This is a genomic window from Leptospira kirschneri serovar Cynopteri str. 3522 CT, from assembly GCF_000243695.2.
GTDB lineage: Bacteria > Spirochaetota > Leptospiria > Leptospirales > Leptospiraceae > Leptospira > Leptospira kirschneri.
In genome coordinates, this window is the sequence record NZ_AHMN02000004.1 from 911,576 (window position 1) to 936,672 (window position 25,097).

27 protein-coding genes are annotated in these 25,097 nt (G+C 37.1%); 1 reads left to right on the plus strand and 26 read right to left on the minus strand.

The window, feature by feature from the left end:
- Positions 1-157 precede the first annotated feature (157 nt).
- Complete coding sequence (locus tag LEP1GSC049_RS220225) at positions 158-1,687, plus strand: YifB family Mg chelatase-like AAA ATPase (RefSeq protein ID WP_004760688.1); 1,530 nt, start codon at positions 158-160, stop codon at positions 1,685-1,687.
- Between the two features lie 19 nt (positions 1,688-1,706).
- On the opposite strand, the gene LEP1GSC049_RS220220 is transcribed toward LEP1GSC049_RS220225, so the two are convergent.
- The 26 genes from LEP1GSC049_RS220220 to LEP1GSC049_RS220095 all read right to left on the minus strand — a co-directional run bounded on the left by LEP1GSC049_RS220220 (position 1,707) and on the right by LEP1GSC049_RS220095 (position 24,933).
- Complete coding sequence (locus LEP1GSC049_RS220220) at positions 1,707-1,904, minus strand: hypothetical protein (RefSeq protein WP_000836436.1); 198 nt, start codon at positions 1,902-1,904, stop codon at positions 1,707-1,709.
- A gap of 95 nt (positions 1,905-1,999) precedes the next feature.
- Positions 2,000-2,350 carry a YraN family protein gene (locus LEP1GSC049_RS220215; protein WP_004766285.1) on the minus strand — a complete coding sequence of 117 codons (351 nt, stop codon included), beginning with the start codon at positions 2,348-2,350 and terminating at the stop codon, positions 2,000-2,002.
- 701 nt (positions 2,351-3,051) lie between these two features.
- Positions 3,052-4,236, minus strand: coding sequence for a cyclic di-GMP phosphodiesterase (locus LEP1GSC049_RS220210; RefSeq protein WP_004751784.1), 1,185 nt, complete (start codon positions 4,234-4,236; stop codon positions 3,052-3,054).
- Entirely contained in the window at positions 4,233-4,496 is a 264-nt protein-coding gene (locus LEP1GSC049_RS220205) for an EscU/YscU/HrcU family type III secretion system export apparatus switch protein (protein ID WP_004752602.1), read from the minus strand. The genes LEP1GSC049_RS220210 and LEP1GSC049_RS220205 overlap by 4 nt, the downstream gene beginning before the upstream one ends.
- Complete coding sequence (locus LEP1GSC049_RS220200) at positions 4,497-5,240, minus strand: hypothetical protein (protein WP_004752731.1); 744 nt, start codon at positions 5,238-5,240, stop codon at positions 4,497-4,499.
- Between the two features lie 75 nt (positions 5,241-5,315).
- Entirely contained in the window at positions 5,316-6,011 is a 696-nt protein-coding gene (locus LEP1GSC049_RS220195) for a ribonuclease HII (protein ID WP_004752343.1), read from the minus strand.
- A gap of 7 nt (positions 6,012-6,018) precedes the next feature.
- Positions 6,019-6,435 (minus strand): 50S ribosomal protein L19, encoded by a 417-nt coding sequence (rplS, locus tag LEP1GSC049_RS220190; RefSeq protein WP_004752447.1) that lies wholly within the window; start codon positions 6,433-6,435, stop codon positions 6,019-6,021.
- The gene (trmD, locus tag LEP1GSC049_RS220185; RefSeq protein ID WP_004758785.1) at positions 6,395-7,090 is read right to left on the minus strand and encodes a tRNA (guanosine(37)-N1)-methyltransferase TrmD; all 696 of its coding nucleotides are present in this window, start codon (positions 7,088-7,090) and stop codon (positions 6,395-6,397) included. The genes rplS and trmD overlap by 41 nt, the downstream gene beginning before the upstream one ends.
- On the minus strand, positions 7,080-7,610 hold the full coding sequence (gene rimM, locus LEP1GSC049_RS220180) for a ribosome maturation factor RimM (RefSeq protein ID WP_004751999.1): 531 nt from the start codon (positions 7,608-7,610) through the stop codon (positions 7,080-7,082). Before rimM ends, trmD begins: the two co-directional genes overlap by 11 nt.
- A complete protein-coding gene (locus tag LEP1GSC049_RS220175; RefSeq protein WP_000391865.1) occupies positions 7,603-7,833 on the minus strand; it encodes a KH domain-containing protein in 231 nt (76 codons plus the stop codon). Before LEP1GSC049_RS220175 ends, rimM begins: the two co-directional genes overlap by 8 nt.
- Positions 7,833-8,099, minus strand: coding sequence for a 30S ribosomal protein S16 (gene rpsP, locus LEP1GSC049_RS220170; protein ID WP_002176633.1), 267 nt, complete (start codon positions 8,097-8,099; stop codon positions 7,833-7,835). The genes LEP1GSC049_RS220175 and rpsP overlap by 1 nt, the downstream gene beginning before the upstream one ends.
- Positions 8,100-8,497: 398 nt before the next feature.
- Positions 8,498-9,148 carry a ribulose-phosphate 3-epimerase gene (rpe, locus tag LEP1GSC049_RS220165; RefSeq protein ID WP_004752355.1) on the minus strand — a complete coding sequence of 217 codons (651 nt, stop codon included), beginning with the start codon at positions 9,146-9,148 and terminating at the stop codon, positions 8,498-8,500.
- Positions 9,145-10,140 carry a PASTA domain-containing protein gene (locus tag LEP1GSC049_RS220160; RefSeq protein WP_004758679.1) on the minus strand — a complete coding sequence of 332 codons (996 nt, stop codon included), beginning with the start codon at positions 10,138-10,140 and terminating at the stop codon, positions 9,145-9,147. The genes rpe and LEP1GSC049_RS220160 overlap by 4 nt, the downstream gene beginning before the upstream one ends.
- Complete coding sequence (gene fmt / locus LEP1GSC049_RS220155; protein ID WP_004758812.1) at positions 10,137-11,084, minus strand: methionyl-tRNA formyltransferase; 948 nt, start codon at positions 11,082-11,084, stop codon at positions 10,137-10,139. The genes LEP1GSC049_RS220160 and fmt overlap by 4 nt, the downstream gene beginning before the upstream one ends.
- Before the next feature lie 130 nt (positions 11,085-11,214).
- Entirely contained in the window at positions 11,215-13,158 is a 1,944-nt protein-coding gene (gene priA / locus LEP1GSC049_RS220150; protein ID WP_016560511.1) for a replication restart helicase PriA, read from the minus strand.
- Positions 13,155-13,988, minus strand: coding sequence for a hypothetical protein (locus LEP1GSC049_RS220145; RefSeq protein ID WP_004752218.1), 834 nt, complete (start codon positions 13,986-13,988; stop codon positions 13,155-13,157). The genes priA and LEP1GSC049_RS220145 overlap by 4 nt, the downstream gene beginning before the upstream one ends.
- On the minus strand, positions 13,981-15,327 hold the full coding sequence (locus LEP1GSC049_RS220140; protein ID WP_004752082.1) for a sigma-54-dependent transcriptional regulator: 1,347 nt from the start codon (positions 15,325-15,327) through the stop codon (positions 13,981-13,983). Before LEP1GSC049_RS220140 ends, LEP1GSC049_RS220145 begins: the two co-directional genes overlap by 8 nt.
- Before the next feature lie 6 nt (positions 15,328-15,333).
- On the minus strand, positions 15,334-17,124 hold the full coding sequence (locus LEP1GSC049_RS220135) for an LIC_11548 family sensor histidine kinase (protein ID WP_016560366.1): 1,791 nt from the start codon (positions 17,122-17,124) through the stop codon (positions 15,334-15,336).
- Between the two features lie 12 nt (positions 17,125-17,136).
- Positions 17,137-17,400: an HPr family phosphocarrier protein gene (locus tag LEP1GSC049_RS220130; RefSeq protein WP_000658909.1), complete on the minus strand. Its 264-nt coding sequence runs from the start codon at positions 17,398-17,400 to the stop codon at positions 17,137-17,139.
- Positions 17,372-18,337, minus strand: coding sequence for an HPr(Ser) kinase/phosphatase (gene hprK, locus LEP1GSC049_RS220125; protein WP_002079185.1), 966 nt, complete (start codon positions 18,335-18,337; stop codon positions 17,372-17,374). The genes LEP1GSC049_RS220130 and hprK overlap by 29 nt, the downstream gene beginning before the upstream one ends.
- A 3-nt stretch (positions 18,338-18,340) precedes the next feature.
- Positions 18,341-19,762 (minus strand): RNA polymerase factor sigma-54, encoded by a 1,422-nt coding sequence (rpoN, locus tag LEP1GSC049_RS220120; RefSeq protein ID WP_004752318.1) that lies wholly within the window; start codon positions 19,760-19,762, stop codon positions 18,341-18,343.
- Entirely contained in the window at positions 19,759-20,484 is a 726-nt protein-coding gene (gene lptB / locus LEP1GSC049_RS220115; RefSeq protein WP_016749953.1) for an LPS export ABC transporter ATP-binding protein, read from the minus strand. The genes rpoN and lptB overlap by 4 nt, the downstream gene beginning before the upstream one ends.
- 12 nt (positions 20,485-20,496) lie before the next feature.
- The gene (locus LEP1GSC049_RS220110; protein WP_004777635.1) at positions 20,497-21,867 is read right to left on the minus strand and encodes an LptA/OstA family protein; all 1,371 of its coding nucleotides are present in this window, start codon (positions 21,865-21,867) and stop codon (positions 20,497-20,499) included.
- Positions 21,864-22,448: an LPS export ABC transporter periplasmic protein LptC gene (gene lptC, locus LEP1GSC049_RS220105; RefSeq protein WP_004752748.1), complete on the minus strand. Its 585-nt coding sequence runs from the start codon at positions 22,446-22,448 to the stop codon at positions 21,864-21,866. Before lptC ends, LEP1GSC049_RS220110 begins: the two co-directional genes overlap by 4 nt.
- Positions 22,449-22,450: 2 nt before the next feature.
- Positions 22,451-23,320 carry a 3-deoxy-8-phosphooctulonate synthase gene (gene kdsA / locus LEP1GSC049_RS220100; RefSeq protein WP_016748771.1) on the minus strand — a complete coding sequence of 290 codons (870 nt, stop codon included), beginning with the start codon at positions 23,318-23,320 and terminating at the stop codon, positions 22,451-22,453.
- Positions 23,317-24,933 (minus strand): CTP synthase, encoded by a 1,617-nt coding sequence (locus tag LEP1GSC049_RS220095; protein WP_004752572.1) that lies wholly within the window; start codon positions 24,931-24,933, stop codon positions 23,317-23,319. Before LEP1GSC049_RS220095 ends, kdsA begins: the two co-directional genes overlap by 4 nt.
- Positions 24,934-25,097 lie beyond the last annotated feature (164 nt).

Below are 25,097 nucleotides of genomic sequence, written 5' to 3' on the forward strand. Positions count from 1 at the left end.
TTCAGAGCAAAATTACAGAAGCTAAACGTATTTGAAAGGAGTTTTTTTGAAAAAGCCGAATTACGTTTTCAATTTTTCGAATAAAAAACACAAAATCCATATCACAAACGTTCCCCAAGTAAAAGAATAGGAACCGTACTTCCTATAGGAGGGAAGTATGAAAAATTCTTGGATCTGTCTCACCGGAGCGAATTTAGAAGGTCTGGATGCGTTTACGGTCGATGTAGAAATCAATCTCAAACGAGGATTACCTCGTTTTGCAATTACTGGACTGGCTGCCCAGTCCATCCGTGAATCTTCGGAAAGGGTAAGAATCGCTTTAGAAAACAGCGGCTACTCTTGTCCTCTTCAAAATATATTAGTAAATCTAGCTCCTGCAGGAAGAAAAAAAGAAGGAACTCTTTTAGATCTTTCCATTGCATGTGGAATTCTTGCATTAACCGAACAAATTTTTCCTTCCGGAAAATTACGAAAAACTCTATTCTTAGGAGAGTTAGGTCTAGACGGAAGCCTGAAACCTCTCAAAGGAGTGTTGCCAATTCTATCTGGAATTTCTTCCGAAAAATACGACATTGCAATCGTTCCATTTGAAAATAGAGAAGAAGCGGCCCTTTTACGAAAATTCGAAGTTTATGGAATTTCTCATTTGAAAGAATTAGAAGAAGTTTTAGAAAATCGAAGAAACCCCGAAACAAAATCAAAAATCCAAATTCAAGAAGTAAACGTCTCAAAAAATTTAGAATTGTATAAAGACCAGATGGTCGCATTTAGAGCGATTGAAATCGCCGCCGCGGGATGGCATCATATACTTTTATCCGGGCCGCCTGGAATTGGTAAAAGCCTTTTAGCAAGAATAACAGGTATTTTACTTCCTACTCCCGAAGAAAACGAAGCATTAGATATATTGAAGATTCGATCTGCAATTTCTCCATTGAAAGAATTGATCGCACAAAGACCTTATCGAGCTCCCCATCATACAACTTCGGACATCACTTTGGTGGGAGGTTCTAGAGATTTAAGAATGGGAGAAGTCACTTTAGCAAATCGAGGAATTTTATTTTTAGATGAACTCGCGGAATATAAATCAGGGATTTTGCAAGCACTTAGAGAACCTATGGAGGAAGGGAGCATAACGGTTTCTAGAATCAGCGGAACCATCGTATATCCCGCCAACTTCTTGTTAGTTGCTGCAACCAACCCATGTCCGTGCGGATTTTATGGAAGCAAAGAGGTTCCTTGTGCCTGCAATCTACAAAAGATCAAAAAATATCAATCTACTTATTCCGGACCGTTTAGAGATAGAATCGATTTAGAAGTGGAAATTTTTCCAGATCCAGAAAAAGAAAGAAAACGAATTTTAATCTCTCTGGAAGAATCTAGAAAAAAAATTCAAAAAGCGGCAACCATTCAATGGGAAAGGTATAGAGGAAGTGGATTTTACTTTAATGGACAACTTAGAGGAGAATACGTAAATTTTTATCTACAATTTGATTCCGCTTGTGAAGAAATTTTAGAAAACGAAGTAAAAAAAAGAAAAACGAGCATTCGTAAACTCAACCAGATTCGAAAGGTGGCTAGAACAATTGCAGATTTAGAGGACAGTACGATCGTAAAAGAAAAACATCTTCTAGAAGCCCTGAATTTCCAGAATGCCGGAAGATACGTAGAAAACAGGGCCAGCGCTTAATTCCCGTTAAGCGAGAAGTTTATTTTGCAAGAAAGTGAGAGATCTCCATAGCGATTTTATCGATCGCAAAATCGATATAACTAGGATCCTCCAATTTCTTTTTATAATCTTCAAATTTTCGCTTTTTTACCGGCATTCCCCTCTTTCGGAGAATGACCGGATCCGGACCGAAATCGTCAGATTCGGCCAGATTTCCCAAAATCGTGATGCTCTTCATAGTTACTTCCTTGTAACGATTTAAGGCTCTCTTCCTTGAGAACCCGCAGACAGTTTAAAAATTCGGTGCTTGTTGGAAGTACCTAAACCAATATTTCAAAAAAGATCGGGATAATATTCACATCCCTTTTTTTCATTTATGGAGACAAGACAGAATGAGACAAAATGGTTTTGAAAGGAAAGATTTTCGGCGAGAAAACCCTTAGCCGCCTTTCTCATCCTAGTTTGTTTTGCGAAATTGAATGTAAACCTAGGATCAAAGAACTCAAACTCTTTCCAAAATTTCACTTCGGAAAAATACAAAACTTCCTCTTTCACAGAGATTATGTCGATCTCACAATGAAGAAAACGATAATTTCGTTTTAGAATTTCATGATCTAGGTTGATTAAAAAGTTCGATGCGATAGATTCTCCTTCGTCACCTTTTCTTTTTTTGAATTTACTCAAAGATACCTCTTTAAAATAAATTTTCCATTTTACGAAGATCAACAAGAGAATATTATACAGATTTTATAATAAATAAAATTATAATTTATAAATATAACTATTACTCGGACGTATGAAAAAAAATACTCAAGATTACGAGTATTTTTTTAAAGATATAGAAGTTCTCGCGAAATTGCGCCAAACCTAGAATTATTAGCTTTTTTAAAAGGACCACACATTCTAAGTTTTGAAACAAGCACAACATAGTATTCTTTTTAGACGTCCGAGTAGTAATACAACGAAAACAGATTTAAAATTATTTTTTCAAAAATTCTAATATACTAAATTCCTCTCATCACATTTTTTATTTGCAATTATAGAGATTACAGCTGGTTACAAAACTTTTTTAAAAAGAACGATTAACCGATCCGCTAAAAAATCTGTATTGTTTTAATTAACGCGAGTTTTACGCAAAGCATCTATTTCTTAAAAGTCTGCTTTATAATGAAAATAAAAATGAGTATGAGCACTGATTTCTATAAAATAGAGAATCTTAAGTTTTTTATTGCAAAATCACATTCCAAAATAAAAAGTTGAGTATTTTATTATATATTTAGAAACCAGAAAATTAAACATAAAGTATCTTCACATTCCTATTTTAAGAAAATAGTTTCCCAATTTTCTTAAATCGAATTCACGTTCATTAACTTCACAAGATTCTTTTAAGCGGAAATTTCCTGTAAATCTACGGGACGAGAAATAAAAAGATTCGTTTCTTTTAAAAGATCCACTAGAATCAAATTCCGAACCATTTTACCATATTCGTCTTTTATAATGCGAATAAAAGGACGAATTGGTTTATCCAGATTTGGTCCTAAAACGACACCTATTCTTTTATCTGATAATTCTATACAAGAACCTACAGGATATAAAGAAAGATGATTGAGAAGAGTTCTAACCAATTTCAAATCGAACTTTCCTACGTCCATACTGATCATGGATTTGATTGCTTCGTGGGGTAAAATTTTCTTTCTATGAGGACGATTGGTTACAAGTGCGGAAAAGTTGTCCGAAATCGAATAAATTCTGGCTTGTTCCTCAATGGCGGTACCAGCTAATTTTTGAGGATAACCGTTTCCATCGTAACGTTCATGATGTTGAAGGGCGACGATTGCAAGGTTATTTTTCAGTTTCATTTTTTGGGAAAGAATTTGATATCCTAAGATCGTATGTTTCATGATCGTCTTAAATTCCTCATCGGTGAGTTGTTCGTTTTTTTCCGAAATCACAGCGGGAACCTTTGACATTCCTATATCCGCGAGTAAACAGGAAATTCCTAGATCGATCATTTTTGGTCTAGAATATTCTAAAAGTTTTCCTAAAATTAAAGAATAGAAAGTCGAATTTGCAATCTGATTGTATAAATAATATCCGGGAGGATTGTGCGCTAAAATTAAATAGGATATATTTTGATTAGAACGTACAAAATCGGTCAGTCTTTCCGCAATTTCTCGAACGGGAGTAACCTCTAAAGGTTTTTCCTCTATCGTTTTTTTAAACACGTCTTGGATGACTTGAGTAGATTCCCTAAATAAATTTCCAAAAGTAATTTTGATTCGATTTAGATTATCGTAAACTGCTTTGAGAGGTTGTAGTTCATCTTCTACGACAGTATTTACGATCATATCGTCTAAACTCGTTTCTAAAACGTTCGGATCATATTGGGATTCTAACTGTAGAAGTTCTCCAGCAGTCATCACTTCTTGAATTCCAAACCGATTCAACCGATCTAAATCGCTGTCTGTAACTGGAGTATTAGAAGTAATAAATAAATTTTCCTTATCTAAATAAACGGGTTTGGAAAATCTCATTCCCGGTTTTAGTTCGGATACGGCAAATTTTTTCATTGTAACTTTTCCCTTTTTCTGGAATCAGAATCCATAATCATCGAAAAAATTGCACCAACTGCTCTATATAGATTTTCTGGGATTTCTGAACCGACAGGCAATTCAGAGAGGGATTCTGCCAGAATCGGATTTTTTACCGTCGGAATCGAATTTTTTTCCGCAATGTTACGGATAACGTCACCTAAAAAGCCGGAAGCGGCAGCCGTAATTACAGGCGCATTGTCTTTCTTAGGAATGAATTTAAGAGCCACGCTGATCATCTAAGCATTCCATTCTTTTCTAGTCAGAGATGGTTTATAAGATAAATTGTATCCCTGAAAACTCACCAAAGATTCGGCTAAAATCTGCTTAAATTTTTCTTTGTTTTGACAAGCGTGCAAGTACATTTTCAAATTATCGAAAGCGAGGTTGATTTGCAAATCTTCTCCCGAGTTTTCCTTCCAAAGAAATAGAACAATTGTCCTTCCAGTATTCTTCGTTTGAATCCGAAATAAAAATTTTTTAGATTCTTTTTTTGATTCATAAATTCCTTCCGCATTTCCTCCGTCAAATTCCCAGCGAAAATACGGTAAATCCGAGGCCCATTCTAGAAAAGGATAATACGATTTCAAAACCTTGAATATAGAGTTCTCGGTAGAAAACTCTTGAAAATTGGAATCTACAACTTTTTCAGAAAGTTCCTGAACACTCATCCCCATACTCTCCAGTTTATAAGGAATATCTTCTTTACTTTTCAATTCCCGATCTACAATACGCAACTCTATTCCTTTTGTGCTAGACTTTGCTACTAATGTAAGAGCCTCTCCTATAAACAAAATATTAGACTGGGAAGATGTTTTCAGTCTTTTACTTCCAATGGAAAGCCACGCCCCACCCGGAAAAACGTCCAACACTCTACTTTTAAAATTTTGGTTCAAAGTCAGGTCCGCAAAATTAAAACCTTCTACTTGTTTTTCCAAAATAAGACTCAAATTTCGTGCAGAAAAATCGGCTGAAAGTTTCATAAGCGTCCGCATTTAAACTACTATCTTATTAAAACACCACTCTAACTCGAAAACATTCCGTTTATTTTGTATCTCTTAAGAATTAGACTCTGAGATCTGTTCCAGAAACTTTCCAGTAAAACTTCTTCTATGAATATCGGAAAGACCATGTAGAAGAATCAGTTCTTCGTGAAGTTTTGTACCGTATCCTTTGTGCTGATCAAAACGATAAATAGGATATTTTTTAGAAACGGAAATCATATAACGATCTCTGCTAACTTTAGCAAGAATAGAAGCGGCAGCGATACTTACAATTCTGAGATCCCCTTTTGTATAAAAAGTGGAACAATCTTTGAGATCAGTCCATTCCGGGTAGCGATTAAAGTTATAATTTCCGTCAATTAGTAGTTTTAGTGAAGATTTGGACTGAATAGATCGATTTACTAATTTTGCACATTTTAAAATTCCTTCTAAAACGGCTCGATTGATACCTTCCCGATCGATATAATTCGGACTTATAAAAGTTCGATATGAAAATTGTGCAGTCTTTAGAATTTCCGGATAAAGAGATTCTCTTTTTTTTTCGGAAAGTTTTTTGGAATCGGTTAATCCCTTGAGAATTTTTCCTTTTAGGATTTGATTAATAGAATTTTGAGAAAAAGAAACTAAAGCTACAGAAAGAGGCCCAGCATAAGGACCTCTTCCCGCCTCATCGATTCCACATGGAATCGACTCCGAATAAAATCGATGTTCTTCTGGTTCAAAAAAACTGGAAAGTTTTGACTCCGGCAAAACCGGATTATTCCGTAGTAGTAGATTTTGCAACCGCCGCAGCTTGTTGTCTTTTTCTATCTTCACTTACAAGAGCTTTACCACCTTTGAGTTCTTTGATACGTGCCGCTTTTCCGGCAAGATTTCTCAAATAGTAAAGTTTCGCTCTTCTTACTTTACCTTTGCGAATTAATTCTATCTTTGCAATTCTAGGAGAGAACAAAGGGAAAATTCTTTCTACACCTACGTCGTAGGAAACTCTACGAACGGTAAAAGTTTTTCCGTTCGCTTCGTTTGCAACGGAGATTACAACTCCTTCGTAAATCTGAACCCTTTCTTTTCCGGACTCAACAATTTTATAATGTACTTTAACGGTATCTCCTACCGTAAAATTTTGTTTTCTTTCAGCATCCGGAGTCAGCACTTCTCTTAAAAGTTGATTCATAATTTCCTCTTTCGATCTTCTTTCTATTTTGTTCTCTCCACGCTAAAATGGAAGCGTGATTGCCGCTGAGTAGTACGTCAGGAACTTTCCATCCATTGTATTCCGAAGGTTTCGTAAACTGTGGATATTCTAAAATATCCGGATGGTTATGAGATTCATCCAGGAGACTTTCGTCTGCTCCTAAAAACCCAGGTAGAAGCCTGGACACCGCATCTGCGATACAAATACTGGCCAAATCCCCGGCAGATAATACATAATTTCCAAGGGACATTTCTATGTCAACCAGATGTTCCGTAACACGATGATCCACACCTTCATAATAGCCGGAAATAAACGTCAAAGGTTTTCCGCTCTCTTTCAAATCCATAGCAATACTCTGGTTAAATGGAATTCCGGATGGAGAAGTTAAAACTACGATCCCCTTCTCTTCTCCTAAAGATAAAATCGCTTTATGAATCGGTTCGACCCGGAGAAGCATTCCTGGACCACCGCCGTAAATCGTATCATCGACTCGGTTATGTTTATTTCCGGAAAAGTTTCTAAGTTGAATTATATTTACCGAAAACACTCCGGACTCGATTGCTTTTTGTTGAAGTCCTTCCGAGAAATACGATTGAATTTTGTCCGGAAAAAGAGTGATAAAATTAAATCTCATTCCAAATCTCCGGTCGTATCAAAATGATTGTATTCTTTTCTAGATCTATATCACCTACAAAAACTTTTAAAAACGGAATGAGAATTTCTTCTCCATTTTCTTTTACAAAAACTAGAATAGGATGTGCCGGATTGTCTTGGACGTCTTCTAATTTCCAATCCAGTTTTTTTCCGGATTCGTCGATCGCTTGTAAGCCGATGAGATCCGTAATATAAAACTCATCCTTAGTTTTGATTTTAGGGAGAAGTTTTTGGGGTAAAAAAAGAAAACCTCCGATCCATTTTGCAGCTTCCTCTGGTGTGGAAATCCCTTCAAAACGAACGATAAATTTTCCACCATGAGGACGAATTTCTAAAAGAGTGATTTCCTTTTCTGGAAAATGTAAATCCGGTTTATTGAGTTTGAGTGAAATCGGAGTTTTGAGTTCGCAAAGTACAGTTTCCCGGACATTTAAACGCAACCAACCTTTAATTCCGAACGGTTTGCCTAACTGCCCGAGTGAAATCCACTCTTTAGTCAATGATTTCTAAGGAGAAGTTTTTTCCTGCTTTTACAGAGGCCGCAGTAAGAATCGCGCGCAGGGATTTTGCAATACGACCGTTCTTACCGATTACTTTTCCCACGTCTTTCGGGGATACTCGTAGTTCGATGATATTTTGTTCTTCTCCTTCAATTTCACGAATTACAATTTCTTCGGGAAATTCAACAAGAGAAGCAACTATATACTTCAGTAATTCTTCCATTACTTTTTGAGAGTAGTTTTATATTCCGCCCAAATTCCTGCATTTTTAAACAGGTTTAAAACGGTTCCGGTGGGTTGGGCTCCGTTCTTTAGCCAAGTAAGAATTTTTTCTTTATTAAAAGTAGTCTGTTCTTTGATCTGCGCCGGATGATAATGACCTACGATATCTACAAACTTTCCATCTCTAGGGGCTCTGCTATCAGCAGCAACAATTCTATAATGAGGATCGTGTTTGGTTCCGGTTCTTTGCAATCTAAGTTTTACCAAGGGATATTTTCCTTTTAAACCATTCTGACCTTTCGGATTTTATAACCCCCGAAAAAAGAATGTATGATTTTTACCAATATCTTGCCATATGTCCCACTGTCAAGAAAACATCGATTTAAAACCGATATTACAAAGGTTTGATATGGATCTATTTGTATTACTTAAACTTTTGTAATAGTTCCTACATTTGAGTCTGTCTCAAACTATAGAATGCCTAAAACACGATCTTTCGAACGACCAAACGCTTACGTTTAAGAAAAACATTTTGCCGAGCTTGAACACGATCCGCGTAAAGAGTATTTTGCTTTAGTTTGGAACAACTGTAGAAAAGCGAGACGCTTTCGTTTCACAAAAATATGGAAACTATACAGAAAAACACATTACAAAAGAAAAATTCTTTAAATACTTGCCGCTAAATACTTTAGATTTTTTGCATTTTCTACCGGATTTCCGGTTTTATAAAGTCCGGCTCCAACTACTACGATATCTACTCCGTTTTTCTTTAGTTCTTGAATATTGGTATCGTTGACTCCCCCATCTACTTCGAGTTCAACCGGTCTAGAACCAATCAGTTCTTTTACCTTACGAATTTTATCCATTCCATTTACGATGAATTTTTGTCCGTAAAAACCAGGTTCTACCGTCATTAATAGAATTAAATCCACATAGGGTAAAACGTTTTCCAAAGAAGAAACTGGAGTTCCTGGATTTAAAGAAACTCCTACTTTTGTTCCATGACTCTTGATTTCTTGCGCAAGACGAATCGGAAAATCAGTCGTTTCAATATGAAACGTAATACAATAAGGATTGAATTCATAATATTTAAAAACATGATTTTCCGGTTTAGTAACCATTAAATGAACGTCTAACGGAATCGATGTGAGTGATTTTACTTCCTTAGTGAGAGCTTCTCCGAAACTAATTTGTGGAACGAAGTTACCGTCCATAACGTCCATGTGTATAAGATCTATCGCAGTCGGATCGTAATCGGAAACTGTTTTTGCAAGTTCCGTGAGTTTAGTCGCAAGTATGGATGCAGAAATTTTCAAAGCTCACTCTCATAAGACTTGGATTTTACTTTGGAATCGGACGCATCTAAAAGAGTAAGTTTTACATTTCCTTTTCGATAAAATACGGTTTGGAATTTTTCTCCGTCTTTAAGTGAAATAGGAAGAGTTAAAATATCCGTTTCTACTTGATTGGAAGATTTTAAAACCGCTTTATAATTTCCATCGTTTCCGACTTCATAAGAAAATAATTCGTAACCGCTTTCTACTGCAAGTTCCGGTTCAAAGTATGATACTTTAAAACGAACTTCATCTCCTTCTAGTCTTGCGGAAGATATAAGTCCGTTTTCGGAACGAACTCTAGTGTTCACAATTTCTTCCACTCTACTTTTGATTCCGGAACGAATTAAACTTTTTTGAACGAGTGGAAAAGACGCACCTTGAAAAGAAGTAGGGGAAAATTCTTCCTTAGTTTTACTCGGAACCTTAGTTACGAGTAAGAATATTTTTTCTCTTGCAGAAGTATTTTTTCCAGGTTCTGGAATTTGATCGATAACAGTATTCGGAAGTTGGTCTGCTTGTGGTTCAATGTAAGTAATTCCACCGATTTGCATTTCCACATAAGTTTCTTCAGAAAGAACTTTCTGCAAATTTGCTTTTGCGGAATCTATCGACTGCCCTCTTACATCCGGAACAATAACTCGATCTAGTCCAGTATTTACGGTAAGTACAATTTTACTTCCTGCTTCTATTTCTCTTCCAGGTCGTATGGATTGATATAAAATGATTCCATCTGTCTTATCCGGATAACGTTTATTTTCCAGACGTACTTTCAATTGAAGACGGCCTAATTCGTTATGAACTTCTGGATAAGATTTTCCGATTAGATCGGGAACGATTACCTTTGCGGTACTTTTGGTTCTTACGAATACTACTAAGAAAGCCGCACTAAAAAATAATAGAAGGCCCGCCGCTAAGAATAAAACATAACCTCCAATTGGAAGATACTTTTCTCTGATTTGTTCCTGATTCACCCGAATGTTTCCCCTTCTTGAATTCTGAAACCGTTGATAAAATCGGATGCAGTCATCCTGTTTTTATTTTCCGGTTGTAATTCCAGAATCTCCAGAAATCTACCATCACCACACTGTGTAAGAAGGCATTTTTTGTCCAACCGTTTCAATTTGCCCGGTGTAGGATTGGTTTCTATCGATAAAGAAGAAGGTTTTGCTTTTAGAATGTTCATTCTTTTTTCTCGAAAGGTAGTAGTCGCAATCATATCCGGATATAAGGCTCGGATTCGATTGTGTAATTCCTCCGCTTTCAAAGACCAATCTAAAATTCTATCTTCCGATTTGATTTTTCCGCAATAGGTCGCTTTATCGTGAGCTTGTGGAATTGAAGGAAAAAGTTTTCCATCGTATGTTTTCAATAATTGAAGAATGGATTCGATTCCTGCTTCCGTGATTTTATCCATCAAAGTTCCTGTGTTGTCTTCCGGAACGATTTCAATTTCTTTCGTTAAAAGAATATCTCCTTCGTCCATTTTTTCTCCAATGTATTGAATCGTGATTCCGGTTTTAGTATAACCTTTCCAAAGCGCGGTTTGCACGGGAGACGCTCCACGTAGATCCGGCAATAAAGATCCGTGTAAGTTGATCGAAGTCAAAGTAGAATGTGCATATACTTCTTTGGGAAGAATGGATCCATAAGCAAAAACCACATAGAGATCTGCGGGAAATAAACCAAAATCGGAGAGAGCTTTTTCTTTTTCTTTTTTGATAGATTCGTATTGAAATACTGGAAGGTTATATTCGAGAGCTTTCTTTTTTACTGGACCGGCTTCGGGAATTTTACTCCTGCCCTTGGGACGATCCGGATTGGTAACTACAAATAATACTTCTGCAAGTTTAGAATTGATGATAGCTTCTAAAAGTTTTGCGGAATGCTCCGGGGTTCCAAAATATCCGATTTTCATGTTACAGAGTTTCCTAAAAAATATATTTTATTTTCTCCAAAAAAATAAGCTGTAAGATTTCTGTCCCTATCGAGCTATCAGAGAAATAACCGCAGAGAGACTCTTTGTGAAACAAAGATAGGGCAGATTCTTATACCAAATCCAAAGGATCAAAGTCTATTTCTAAATACACTTTTTTAGATAGTTTCAAAGGGCGAATTTCTTTTTTAAAAATTTCTCTCCAAACGTTCGGCGAAGAAGTTTTGAGAATAATATGATTTCTAAAATTAGAATCGATTCTGTAAAAAGGACAAGGAGCCGGTCCGAGTAGAATCGTATCTTTGGAAGGGAAGAATTTTTTTAGAATCCCGAATACTAACTCGATTGTTTCGAGTGAAATCTGTTCGTCCTTAGAACGGGAAACGACCCGAACCAGTCTAGAAAATGGAGGATAAAAAAGTTCCTTTCGAACTGGAATTTCAGATTCATAAAATTGAATATAGTTTTGGTTCATTGCCATTTGAATGACCGGATGGTTAGGTGCGTTAGTTTCTATCAACACTTCCCCTTTTAATTTAGAACGTCCCGCCCTTCCGGCCACTTGAGTCAAAAGAGAAAATACTCTTTCGTTGGCTCTAAAATCCGGAAGTCCAAGTCCGATTCCCGCGTTTAAAACACCGACTAACGTAACCCTAGAAGCGTCCAATCCTTTTGCAATCATCTGAGTTCCGGTAAGAATGTCTATTTCTCCTTCTAGAAGACGAGATATGACTTCGTTTAATAAACTACGATCTTGAATAGAATCTTGATCGAGTCTTTCTACCCTAGTTTGTGGAAACGCTTCCAAAAGATTTTCTTCTAGTTTCTGCGTTCCGGTTCCTTTGAGTGTTAGATTTTCCCCCATTTTTTTTTCCAAGGAATCTAAAGTTTCCGTATGTCCACAGAGATGACAAATTGTGGTTCCCTTTTTATGATAACAAAGATTAGTCGTACAGTTTGGACAAGGCACATAAGAAGAAGTAGACGGAGAATAGATCAGAGGGCTATAACCTCTTCTGTTTAAAAGTAGAATGATCTGTTCTTTTTTCTCCAATCTTCGTTTGATCGCAAAGGAAAGTTCTGAGCTAAGAACGTTAGACTCCTTTTGATTCTCCACAATTCGAACCGTAGGTGGTAACACTCCTTGAGGCCTTTTAGTCAAAGTATGAAGGTGAATTTTCTCCTCTTTGGCGAGATGATAAATTTCTAAGGAAGGCGTCGCCGTTCCCATCACAAGAACCGCCTCGTTAGTCCTACATCTCTGTAAGGCGATTTGCCTTGCGTGGTAACGTGGACTAGAATGTTCTTTAAAAGAAGAATCATGATCCTCGTCTATAATCACAAGTCCTAAGTTAGAAACAGGCGCAAATACAGCGCTTCTAGTTCCAACGGCGATTCTTTTTTTACCTGTGAGAAGTTCATTATATGCCTTGAATTTTTCGGAAACCTTTAGAGCCGAATGAAGCACCGCCAGTTGTCCCGGAAAGATAAGTTCTAACTTTCGAATAATATGAAATGTTAAACTGATTTCGGGCACAAGTAGAATCACGGAACGATTTGGAGTTTCTAGAACCTTTTGTATGAGATGGATGTAAACTTCCGTTTTTCCAGAACCTGTAATTCCAAATAACAAATGAACTGCGGCGGTACCGAAAGTAGAAAGTATATTTTGAGTTGCGACTTGTTGTTCTTCGTTTAAAATAACCGGTTTACCTTCTGCGTCCGAAGGAAAAGTTTCGAGTTTTACCTGTCTTCTCCCTGCAGGAATCATTTTATATATACATTCTCCGAGAGAAGCAATGTATTGATCTTTCATCCAATGGGCTAAATCGATTTGTTCTTGAAGAACGATCGGAGTTTTATCTATAATTTTTTCTATTTGAAAAACTTTATAGTTTGGTTCGTTTTGATGAATCGAAACGATAATCCCTTCTTCTTCCCGATTACGTAGTTTTACCAAAACACGAACACCTATTTGAGTGTTAGGTGGAGCCTCGTATGTAAAAGTGTCTTCTTCGATTGGAAGATCGAACGCAACTTCTGCGTAATAAATCAAAGTACGTCCTTGAGTCTATTTTGAAAAATTGTTAATTGAGAAAGAATACTTTCTTTGATAGAAATTTCTTCTTTTTTGATCGTCTCGAATTCAAAAGAATCTTTGGCTCCTTTAAAATTCATTCTTTTGTTTTCTATCGCGGAGATCGCTTCTGGAGATCTAAGAATGATCATAGGTACACCGGGAAGAAAATCTAACGTTCTTCCCATCATTTCGAGAGCTTTTTCTTTTCCATAGACCGCAATTGCACTCGTTCCCAACAGAATAATTCCTTTGATTTTTTCCGATTCGATTGTTTCTTTTACTTGAGTTTCACATTTTTCGGTTCTAATTTTCCAATCCACTGCGTTCGACTTGGAATGAGCGAAAATACAAGCAGGATATTCTTGATAATAAAATTCTCTATGACTAAACCCGAATTGTTTTTGGATCATTCTGTCAAAAAGTTCTTCTGCCTCCTTGGTTCTAAAAATCTGATCCGGAGAGGTTTTAGAAAACGCCGGCCTTCCAGGAGCGATTTCACCAGTATAATGAAGTACTAATACAGGCTTTCTACCTTTGATTAGAAAATTACGAACAGCGCTGATTCGATCGTTACAGAGTTTACAGAGAAAATTTCTTTCTGCTACCTTCGCGGATCTTCGAACTTGAATTCCTTCTGCTTCGAGTTCTAAATCGTCTGATTGCCCCCAATCTTCCTTCCAAATAAGTTCAGTTGTCTCAGGAGGTTTTTCTCCAGAAAATTGTAAAATAGGGATCTGTTTTTTTTGGATCAAAAAACGGAGATCGCCCAATACTCTTCCAAGTTCGGATAGATTTTTTTTATCCATCTGTGTACTGATCCGAAGAAATGTTAAGCGACTTCATTTTTCTATATAAGTGAGAACGTTCAATTCCTAAAACTCGGGAAGTCCTAGTCACATTTCCCTCGTTTGTTTGTAATGTTTTTATAATATACTGTCTTTCAAATTCTTCTTTAGCTTTTCTAAAATCTCCCAACTCCACCATTTCATTTGCGGTTTTAAAACCTTTGAGCGCGTCTCTTGCGTCGTTTGCAGTAATCACGGAACCTACAGTCATAATACAAAGTCTTTCCATTACGTTTTTTAGTTCCCGAATATTTCCTGGCCAAAAATGATTTTGTAAGATAGAAACTGCTTCGGATTCTATTTTTTTAGGAGGTAGATTATTTTCTTCTAAAGTTTTGGAAATATAATAATCCACGAGTAACGGAATATCGGAAGTTCTTTCTCTAAGAGGTGGAATTGTAATCGGAATCACGTTCAATCTATAATATAAGTCTTCTCTAAACTTTCCGTCTCGAATCGCCTCCTCTACTGGAATATTTGTAGCGGCAATAATTCTGACGTCTACCGTGATCGTTTCTGTACTTCCCAATTTTTCAAATCTTTGTTCTTGAAGAATCCGTAAAACTTTCGCCTGGGTGGAAAGTGACATGTCACAAATTTCGTCCAAAAACAAAGTGCCTCCGTTGGCGGCTTCGAATTTCCCGATTCTAGAATCGGTCGCTCCAGTAAAAGCTCCTTTTGTAAATCCGAACAACTCAGACTCTATAAGTTCTTCCGGAATAGCTGCACAGTTCATCTCTACAAAAGTGGAATCTTTTCGTTTAGAATTTTTGAATATAGTTTTTGCAACGAGTTCTTTTCCGGTTCCGTTTTCACCGTAGATAAAAACCCGAGCGTTTGTAGACGCAGCTTGAGCGATCGCGAACTTTACTTTTTGAATGGCGGGAGAGTTTCCAAGAATTTCATCATATTCTAATTTAATATCGGAAGTCGAATTTTTTTGATCGGACTTGAATAGATCATCTATCGCTTGTAAAACTTTTTCGATCGAAAGAGGTTTTTCTAAAAAATCCACCGCTCCTTTTTTTGTAGCAGCCACAGCAATTTCTATCGTTCCGTGACCCGAAATCATAAGTATGGGAAGAGTTGGATAGATTTTTTTACACTCTTCTAAAATGGCAATTCCGTCTTCTTTGCCTAACCATACGTCCAGAAGAATTAGAGAAGGTCTTTCGTTTTTGAGTTGTTTAAGTAAGGTTCTGCCAGTAGCGAAAGTTTCTACTTCAAAATTTTCGTCCTCTAAAATTTCTTTAAGAGACTTTCTGATTTCTGGTTCATCGTCTGCGATAAAAATTTTCATGATCGTTTAAGACACTGGAAGTTCTATTTGAAAACTACATCCTCCCATACTAGAAGAATCTACAGAGATATGCCCGTTGTGGTCAATCACACTTTTTTGAACGATCGCCAAACCGATCCCGGAAGTATTGTTGTTCTTAGTGGAATAATACGGTTCGAAAACTTTTTGTTTTAGTTCGGGTGAAATCCCGATTCCGTTATCCTCTATAGAAATCACCGCGACCTTTCTTATGATCTTTCTTGAAAGAACCGCTGAGATTCGAATTGAACCTTCGTATTCGGGTGTTTCCTCTTTTTCTCTTTTTCTTTCTATGGCTTCGATTGAATTTTTTAATAGATTTGTAAAAACTCTAGAAATGATTTTTTGATCTAGAAATAGTTGTGGAAATCCCTTTGAGATGTTCATCGTAATTTTAAGTTTAGGAGTATGTTCAAATAACTTCACCACTTCGAGAAGAATGGGTTCTAGATTCTGATTGATAAGTTTAGGAGCAGGCATACGAGCAAAATCCGAAAACTCGTTTACAAGATGTTCAAGCACGCGAACTTGTTTGATAATCGTATCGGTACCATTAGATACGATTTCATGAAACTGCTCCTTATTTTCAGAATTCATCTTTCTGCGAATTCTCTCAGCGGAAAGTTGAATCGGAGTGAGTGGATTTTTAATTTCATGAGCCATCCTTTGCGCCACTTCTTTCCAAGCTGCAATCCTCTGGCTTTGCATGAGTTCTGCATCCTTCGATTTTAAATCTTTCACCATTTGATTAAAAGAATCTATAAGCGCGCCTATCTCTCCGGCCTCTCTAATTTCAAGATTGATGTCGGTATCTCCCATAGAAATTTTTTGAGCCGCATTCGCTAATTCTATAATCGGTCTAGAAATTTTTCTGGCAAAAAGAAGAGAAAAATAAATGGCGAGTAGAAAGATAGAAACGGTGATAATACTGAACGTTAGGCGAATTCGATAAGGAAGTTTTTCTTTGGTTAGATCCGCGCGATCGTAATTTCTTCTTGTGGAAATTACTGAATATACGTTCCTCTCGGCGTCTTTATGAATTCGAATTCCAGTTTGAAGGTTATAATTCCCTGTTGGAAAGGGAATTCGAATAAAATACATACAATAATCGGGACGATAACTTGCAAATTCCTTCCAATTAGAAGTTTTTGAAAAAACTTTAAAATTTTTTTCTAAGGGTCTATATTTCAAAGCTCTATTTTCTAAAATCGGTTTTTCCTTTTCATAAATTCCTACATAAAACTCGTCACTTTGAATCAAATTGAGCTTAGACGCACCTGCAACCAAAGATTCTAAATGAAGAGGTTGTATTCTTAAAAAACTTTCCAAAAGTCTGGTCTTCTCGACGAGTAATCGTTTTTTAGGTTTTTCCTCATTTAAGATCAAAGTTTCTCCGGAAGAAAGCGCTTCTTCAATATCAATTCCGTAGAACCTTTCGTAGAGTTTTCCGGTTACGTTGGAAGAAAGAAATAAAATCGGTAAAGAAGGTAAAAACGCCACAAATATAAAAGATAACGTTAGACGATACCTAATAGAACTTTTGAGTCTTCCAGTTTCTAAGTTGCGTTTGTTTCTATAAAAGTAAGAAATAAGAAGTGAAAGAGAAAAAAGCGGAATAAAAAAGAAAATATAAACTACAATTCTATCTAAAAAACTAATATCATCCGGAATCGTTTTTTGATCCGAGAACTGAATCGCCTCGGCGAGAACCACCGAAAGTAAAATGATTAGACCTAAGATGAGTAAGTCTCTTAGATAATATCTGGTTTCGTCGTTCATGTTTCGAATTTATTAAACGAAATCGTTGTTTACGATATTGCTTAGCGCCTCCAGTGCCTCGTCTTCCTTTTCACCTTCTACTTGAATTTTAAATTCGTTTCCGGGTGCAAGTGCGAGCATCATAAGTCCCATAATACTTTTTCCGTTTACTACGACGTCGTCTTTGACTACAGTGATTTCACAGGGAAATTTAGATGCACAATTCACAAATACGGATGCGGGCCTTGCATGCATTCCGGTTCCATTTTCATTGATTTTGAGTAGGATTTCTTTCAACTTTACCCTGCTGTAAATACTGACTTAACTTTTGATTGAATTCTTGCGCTGCGTTTTTGCCCAATTTACGAAGACGTTGATTCATCGCCGCGGTTTCCACAATAATCGGAATATTTCTTCCAGGCCGCACCGGAACTCGAATCAGTGGGATTTGAACTCCTAAAAGTTCTTCTGTGGGATTTTCAAGCCCCGTTCTGTCAAAATCCTTATTTTCTGTCCATTCTTCTAAATGAATAATCAGTTCTATGAGTTTATGATCTCTTACAGATCCAATCCCGAATATATCTTTAATATTCAAAATTCCTAATCCTCTGATTTCCATATGATGCCTTAGTAGATCAGAACAAGTTCCGATTAAATAACTTTCAGAAAGTCTTCTGATTTCCACCATATCGTCGGCGACAAGACGGTGTCCTCTTTCTATCAGTTCGAGAGCGGTTTCACTTTTACCTACTCCACTTTTTCCAGAAAGTAGAATTCCAATCCCAAAAACCTCGATCAAAACTCCGTGTCTCATCGTTCTTGGCGCAAGGCTTCGATCTAAAATACCGGAAATCAGAGTGATAAATTTATGAGTGGAAACTTCCGAGATCATCAGTGGAATTCCTAATTTCTCACAATTCTCCATAAAAATAGGAGGAGGCATATTTCCATGAGTGAATATAATACAATTGAGATGAAATCCGAAAAACTCCGCGGCAATATTTTCCAAATTCTCCGGAGTCCGGGAAGTGATATAAGCCCATTCTCCCTTACCAAAAATTTGAATTCTGTCGTGTGCAAAACTTTCGTAAAATCCGGTAAGAGAAAGTCCAGGACGATTGATCTCCGACATATTGATCCGATTGGTAAGACCTTTTTGACCCGCGAGTAAACGTAGACCTAACTCTTCGTGTTCGTTGAGAAGATTAGAAACGTTGATACCAGGCATAGACATAAACTATCTGGACTCCAAAGACTTGACTTTTTTTCTTTGGCTGGAAGGTAGAATTTTCAAAATTTTTCTGTATTTAGCGACCGTTCTTCTCGCAATTTCAATTCCTTGTTTCCCGATCTCTTCTACTATTTCTTGATCAGAAAGAGGATTTTCGGATCGTTCTTCTCGGATTAAATTTCGAATGAGATCGTGTATTTTTTTAGAAGATTCGATCCCACCTTCCGTAGAACGAACCCCGGAAGAAAAAAACCATTTTAGTTCCATAATTCCGCGCGAGGTCTGAATGTATTTATTGGAAGTGATCCTGGAAATTGTGGACTCGTGCATTTCCAACTTTTCTGCAATGTCTTTAAGAGTCAGTGGTCTAATATGCTGAATTCCTTTTTTAAAAAATGCAATTTGCATTTCTATGATCGCCGAAGTGACCTTAAACAAAGTTTGTCTTCTTTGATTTACAGAACGGATCAGCCACTCCGCCGAACTTAGTTTTGTGACGATATATTCCTTGTCCGACTCTTTTGCGTTTTTTAGAATATTCTTATATTCTTTATTGACCTTAAGTCTGGGAATCCATTCGTCGTTGATATAAATGTCAAATTCTCCGTCCACTTCCCTTACGATCACGTCCGGAATTATATAGTCCGGTTTGTTTGGAGTGTACAACGTGGCGGGATAAGGTTCTAACTTTTTGATTTCGGACGCCAAAGATTCAACCGACTCCAAATGGATTTCCATTTTTTTGGAAATAGATTTATAATCTAATTTTTCTAAATCCTTGATATGATCCCGAATTAAAGTATGTAGATTTGAATCTTCCGGTTTTAAAATCTTGGCTTGTATGAGAAGAGTTTCCTGAACATCCTTGGCCCCGATTCCGATAGGGTCCAATCTATGAATCTGGTCCAGAACCTTACGAACTTTTTTCTCGTTCAACTTCATTTCGACGCATAGATCCGGAATTGGAATCGGAATAAATCCATGATCATCCAACATGGAAATCAGAATTTCTCCGATGGAAATTTCATCAGGTTTTAGATTGGAAAGCCTAAGCTGCCAAAGAAGGTGTTCGGATAAGGAACTTTTTTCCGGAGAAGATTCTATGTATTTTTGATTTCGATCGGAAGCGTCAGTTCCCGTACTTCCGGCCTTGTCTAGCGAGAAATGATCCTGCCAGCTTACATCGGAGTTTTTGAGGAAATCATTCTTTTCTTTTCTTTTTAAATCGTCTCTACTGTATAAATCGGGGGTTCTATTTCTTTCCGATGTATATTCCTCTTCCAACATAGGATTTTCTACAAGTTCGGAATTGATTCTATCAGAAAGTTCTAATGTAGATAAAGGTAAAAGTTCTATGGACTGTCTTAGATCCTGAGTCATCACGAGTTTTTGGGTTTGTTTTTGAACCAGTGACTGACTTAGATTCACAGTGTAAAATCCTCGCCTAGATAGATTCTTCTTGTTTCTGGATCGTTCACAAGATCATGGGTGGAACCGGAAATCAAAATTCTACCGCTATACATAATATAGGCACGATCCGTAATTTTTAAAGTTTCTCTTACATTATGATCCGTGATCAAAATTCCAAGTCCCCTTTCCTTCAAAGAGCCGATTACAGTCTGAATATCTTTTACAGCAATCGGATCCACACCGGCAAAAGGTTCGTCTAACAAGATAAAGTCGGGGTTGGTAACAAGTGCTCTTGCAATTTCACAACGTCTTCTTTCTCCTCCCGAAAGAGTATAACCTTTTTGATTGGCGACCCTCATAATTTGAAGTTCGATCAGCAAATCATCTCTTCGTTTGATAACTTCTGCTCTGGAAAGATTCATCGTTTCTAAAATTGCTTCTAAATTTTCAGCAACCGTCAACTTACGAAAGATAGACGCTTCTTGGGCGAGATAACCGACTCCGAGCCTTGCGCGTATATGCATGGGAGAATCGGTAACATCTTGTCCGTCTATAAAAACTTTTCCGGAATCTGGTCTTACAAAACCTACGGACATATAAAAAGAAGTAGTCTTTCCCGCACCGTTCGGACCTAGAAGTCCTACCACTTCCCCCTTTTTGATATTAAAACTAGCTCCGTCTACTACCTTTCTTTTATTATAGACCTTGATCAGGTTGTCCATTCGGAAGGTTTTACTCATATTCTTAATTGTTTATTTTCCAGGAAGAATTCCATCAGTCAAAAGAGCTCTACCTTCTCTCGGAAAGAATATTATCTTTCCTGCATGAATGTCTCTTCCATTTTTTCTCAGAGTAGGATTTCCCTCAAGATACACTTTTTCCTCTTTTTCAAAATAAGTGGCGTATTCTCCCGTTGCGGAAGAATCCTTACCTTCTATAAAAACGTTTCCTCGGATAACGGTTTCATTTTTATCCATAAACCGCTCAAACTCTACGGCGGTCATTGTACTTGTGACAGCTTCCGTTTTTTTATCTAAAAAATCAATTTTTCCCGAATCGGTCAAATGAATGTACTCATCGTTTTTAAAGTAGTCAAGGACATTCCCAGAGAGGATCAATGCGTTTTCACGATCGTGAACCGTAATCTGATTTCTGGCTTCAATCTTAGAAGAATTTTTTCCGTAGCTTATCAATTTTTCAGCGTTCATTTTCAATTTGTGTCTGTAAATGGTTGCGTTTCCATACAGACCCACTCTAGCTTCTCCGTTTTCATCTTTGTCGCTTACTACTTTGTCTCCTTTAAAAATTGCAACCCTAGTCACTTCCTTTTTAATCGTTTCCTGAGTTTTTTGAGAATCTTTTTTATCCTTATTTTCTACCGCTTCTTTATCGGTATAGTTTTGAAAAAGAATACTATCTCCGACTAACTCCACTTTGTTGATATTTGTATAAAACGTAAGTTGTTTTCCCGTCAGATAACGATCTTTTGCAATTAAGATTGGATCTGGATCGGTGGTGATCTTGTCAGAATCTTCTTCAAAAACCGCATCTTTACAAAGAATTGTAATTTGAGGATGTGCGATAATTACGTTTTCTTTTAAAAGAGTAATTTTACTAGAAAGATTTCTTTCGATAAATTTTGCGGATATGACCGTTTTTAATCCACTTTTATCCGTATGAAAGAGTCTAGGACGGTCTTTGATAGTAACTTTTTCTTCAAACTTATCGTATTCTCCTACTCCAGCTCGTAAAGTAACTCCATTGTCTCCATCTTGCACAAAAACTCCACCTCGTAAAAATCCTTTAAACGCGTCTTTTCCATAAACTTCAATTTGATTTGCCGAAAGTTTTACCTTTTTGTGTTGAATCCAAGCTCCTCCCTCCAAAGTAAAAGAAGTGATTTTCAAACCGGAAACCGTTTTATCTTCTTGAGTTAAAGAAGATCCTCCCCAAAAGGTTGGAAAATTTGGAGTTGAATTTTTCTTTTCCGTATTTTCAGGAACGACGTTTACGAACTTTCTGTCCGCAGTTTCACTTCCTACAAGAAGAGGAGGTTTTACATTTCCATAATATGCAATCAATGGAATACATATAAAAACAAATATTAGAACTTTATGGATCATGGAGAACCTACCGACTTCAAGGGATTTGTGCCACCCTGAGTAATAGCGGTAGGTTTTAGAATCGTAAATTTATTTAGATCCTTATCCGCTCTGAGCCCAATTCCTCTAATCGTAGTCCCGTCCGCGCTTACAGTCACTTCCGAATCAGATACCAATTTTTTAGTATCCATATTGTATTCCATAGTCTTGGCGGTCAGAATTTTATTATCATCTGTTTTTAGTAGAATTTTACCTTCCAGGAGCATCAATCTTGTCTTATGGTTGATTTCCCCTTTTTCGGCTAAAAGTTTAGATTTAAATTTTCCTCCCTCGTACTGATCAAAATCGATGTCATAAAAGGTGGTTTTATTCTCGTTTACATAAACAAAAGATTCATTGGCTCGCAGTTCCCACTGCAGTTGTCCGCTTGAATCATAAGCCTCTCTTTTAAAGTTTCGGATCGAAATCGAAGAGCCACTTTCCCGCTCCTTTTCTACTCTTTCATAATTTACTTTTTTACAATTTACGAATGTGATTAGAAAAAATCCGCAAACAACCGAAATCAAAAAAATAAGAATCCGATTGTTGCTTCTGTTTTTCATAATTATGATTCGCTTCTGGAAACTAAAATCTCTTTTTTAATATAACGATCTAAACCGATCATCTCTTTCAAAAGACTTTTAATCCGAGAAAGTGGATACTGAGTAGTCGCATCCGAAAGGGCGTTTTGTGGATCCGGATGTACTTCCATAAAAATACCTTCAATACCAAGAGAAACAGCAGAACGAAGAATACTTGGAATGAATTCTCTCTGTCCACCCGTACTATTTCCGGCGGCTCCGGGAAGTTGTGCGGAATGGGTCGCATCAAATACAAGAGGTATATCGAATCCGTGAATGATCGGAATTGTCCTTCCATCAAATATTAAATTTCCGTAACCAAAGGAAGTTCCTCTTTCAGTTACGAGTAACTTATCGTTTCCAGATTCGTTCATTTTAACCGCAATATGGCGAGTGTCCGCAGGTGCAAGAAATTGACCTTTTTTTACATTTACCCATTTACCTGTTTGAGCGGATTGTGAAATTAGATCCGTCTGTCTGCACAAGAACGCTGGAATCTGATATACGTCTATCACGTCTTTTAGAGGGGAAATCTGAGAGGTTTCGTGAATGTCAGTCAAAACAGGAACGTTGTACTTATTTTTAATATATTCTAAATTTTTAATACCTTCCGCAAGCCCTGGTCCACGATAGGAATTTACGAAAGAACGATTAGCCTTATCGAAACTACTTTTAAAAATATAAGGAATTTTTAATTCTCCACAAATTTCTATCATCTCGGCGCAGACCCGATCCAATAGATCCTTGTTTTCCATAACACAGGGGCCGGAAATTAGAAAAAAAGGTTCGTCTCCTCCAATTTTAGTTCCGTTTAAAAAATCTCTTTTTGTACAGGTATTGTCTTTCATGTTCATCCTTTTTTAGAGTATTTCACGGCGGCGCGGATAAATCCAGCGAATAAGGGATGAGGCAAAGTAGGTTTGGACTGAAATTCAGGATGAAACTGAACTCCTATAAACCAATTATGTTTTGGAATTTCCACGATTTCGACGAGGTTATCGTCCGGAGAAGTGCCCGCAATGATCATTCCATTTTCTTCATATTGTTTTCTATAACGATTTGTAAATTCAAATCTGTGTCTATGACGTTCGTGAATAAAAGTCGATTTATATTCAGAATAAGAGAGAGTATTTTCTTTAACCTTACAAGGATAAGAACCTAACCTCATCGTTCCGCCCATTTGTTCTATATCGTTTTGTTCTTCTAAAAGAGAAATCACCGGATGTTCTGTGTCAGGTCTGATTTCGGTGGAATTTGCGTCCTTAAGTCCCAAGACGTTTCTTCCGTATTCCACAACCGCACATTGCATCCCGAGACAAATTCCTAAAAAAGGAATTCCATTCGTCCTTGCATATTGGATCGCAAGAATTTTTCCTTCGATTCCTCTATCTCCAAAACCACCTGGAACTAAAATACCGTGTACGTTTTTTAGAATCTCTACATAAGAATCCTTGTTTAAATTCTCCGGATCCACTTTGACAAACTCTACTTTTGTATCGTGTGCAATACCTCCGTGAGAAAGACTTTCATAAATGGAACGATATGCATCTTGTAGAGAAATATATTTTCCAACAACGGCGATTTGAACGGTTTGTTTGGTGGTTAACAAACCTTTCACCATTTTATCCCATTCGGAAAAATTAGATTCTCTAAGTTCCATTCCCATGGTTTTCAGAACTACTTCGTCCAATCTTTCTTCCTTATACATTTTAGGAATTTCGTATATAGAAGTGGAAATATCACTTGCTGAGATCACATTTTCTTCTTTCACATTACAAAAAAGGGAAAGTTTGTTTTTCATCTCTTTTGTCATCGGTTGAGAAACTCTACAGACTAGAATATCCGGCTGGATTCCAAGTCCGAGTAATTCTTTGACAGAATGTTGAGTCGGTTTTGTCTTTGCTTCTCCTGCGGCGGTGATGGTTGGAACCAGTGTTAGGTGAACAAACAATACATTAGAACTTCCATGTTCATAACGCATTTGACGGATCGCCTCTAAAAACGGAATCGATTCGATGTCGCCTACGGTTCCGCCAATTTCAACGATGATAAAATCCGGATTTTCTTCTCTGGCAACGATATACATCCGATTCCGGATTTCGTTTGTGATATGAGGAACAACTTGGACTGTACGACCTAAGTAATCCCCTTTTCTTTCTCTTTGAATGACCGTATTGTAAATCTGGCCGGTGGATACTGAATTTTTTCGGGTCAATTTAGAATGAGTAAAACGTTCGTAATAACCTAAATCGAGATCGGTTTCAGCTCCGTCAGCGGTTACGTAGACTTCTCCATGTTGATAAGGGCTCATGGTTCCAGGATCTATATTGATGTAAGGATCCATTTTTAGGAGGGAAACAGTGTACCCTCTACTTTCCAACAAACCACCTAGAGCCGCGACAGTAACTCCTTTTCCAAGCGAGGAACTCACTCCTCCGGTTACAAAGATAAACTTAGTTCTCGACAACGTATATTCCACCTTCTAAGAACAGAGTTTCGAGTGTTTCTTAGAAATTCAAACCGGAATTCTGTTTCTAAAAAGTAGAATATCGATTTCTATTTGTAAACCGGGGCTCTAAGTATTTTCTTACAAAACGAGGACGTATGTAGCCCATATCAAAGCTAGATTAC

Excerpts from the sequence above, each read along its gene's own strand:
- rplS (WP_004752447.1), bottom strand. The coding sequence starts at position 6,435 with ATGAATCAACTTTTAAGAGAAGTGCTGACTCCGGATGCTGAAAGAAAA.
- hprK (WP_002079185.1), bottom strand. The coding sequence starts at position 18,337 with ATGTCTATGCCTGGTATCAACGTTTCTAATCTTCTCAACGAACACGAA.
- trmD (WP_004758785.1), bottom strand. The coding sequence starts at position 7,090 with ATGAGATTTAATTTTATCACTCTTTTTCCGGACAAAATTCAATCGTAT.
- LEP1GSC049_RS220220 (WP_000836436.1), bottom strand. The coding sequence starts at position 1,904 with ATGAAGAGCATCACGATTTTGGGAAATCTGGCCGAATCTGACGATTTC.
- LEP1GSC049_RS220205 (WP_004752602.1), bottom strand. The coding sequence starts at position 4,496 with ATGATCAGCGTGGCTCTTAAATTCATTCCTAAGAAAGACAATGCGCCT.
- LEP1GSC049_RS220110 (WP_004777635.1), bottom strand. The coding sequence starts at position 21,867 with ATGATCCATAAAGTTCTAATATTTGTTTTTATATGTATTCCATTGATT.
- LEP1GSC049_RS220135 (WP_016560366.1), bottom strand. The coding sequence starts at position 17,124 with ATGAACGACGAAACCAGATATTATCTAAGAGACTTACTCATCTTAGGT.
- LEP1GSC049_RS220140 (WP_004752082.1), bottom strand. The coding sequence starts at position 15,327 with ATGAAAATTTTTATCGCAGACGATGAACCAGAAATCAGAAAGTCTCTT.
- LEP1GSC049_RS220200 (WP_004752731.1), bottom strand. The coding sequence starts at position 5,240 with ATGAAACTTTCAGCCGATTTTTCTGCACGAAATTTGAGTCTTATTTTG.
- LEP1GSC049_RS220210 (WP_004751784.1), bottom strand. The coding sequence starts at position 4,236 with ATGAAAAAATTTGCCGTATCCGAACTAAAACCGGGAATGAGATTTTCC.
- LEP1GSC049_RS220175 (WP_000391865.1), bottom strand. The coding sequence starts at position 7,833 with ATGGAAGAATTACTGAAGTATATAGTTGCTTCTCTTGTTGAATTTCCC.
- LEP1GSC049_RS220225 (WP_004760688.1), top strand. The coding sequence starts at position 158 with ATGAAAAATTCTTGGATCTGTCTCACCGGAGCGAATTTAGAAGGTCTG.
- lptC (WP_004752748.1), bottom strand. The coding sequence starts at position 22,448 with ATGAAAAACAGAAGCAACAATCGGATTCTTATTTTTTTGATTTCGGTT.
- fmt (WP_004758812.1), bottom strand. The coding sequence starts at position 11,084 with ATGAAAATCGGATATTTTGGAACCCCGGAGCATTCCGCAAAACTTTTA.
- lptB (WP_016749953.1), bottom strand. The coding sequence starts at position 20,484 with ATGAGTAAAACCTTCCGAATGGACAACCTGATCAAGGTCTATAATAAA.
- kdsA (WP_016748771.1), bottom strand. The coding sequence starts at position 23,320 with ATGAACATGAAAGACAATACCTGTACAAAAAGAGATTTTTTAAACGGA.
- LEP1GSC049_RS220145 (WP_004752218.1), bottom strand. The coding sequence starts at position 13,988 with ATGGATAAAAAAAATCTATCCGAACTTGGAAGAGTATTGGGCGATCTC.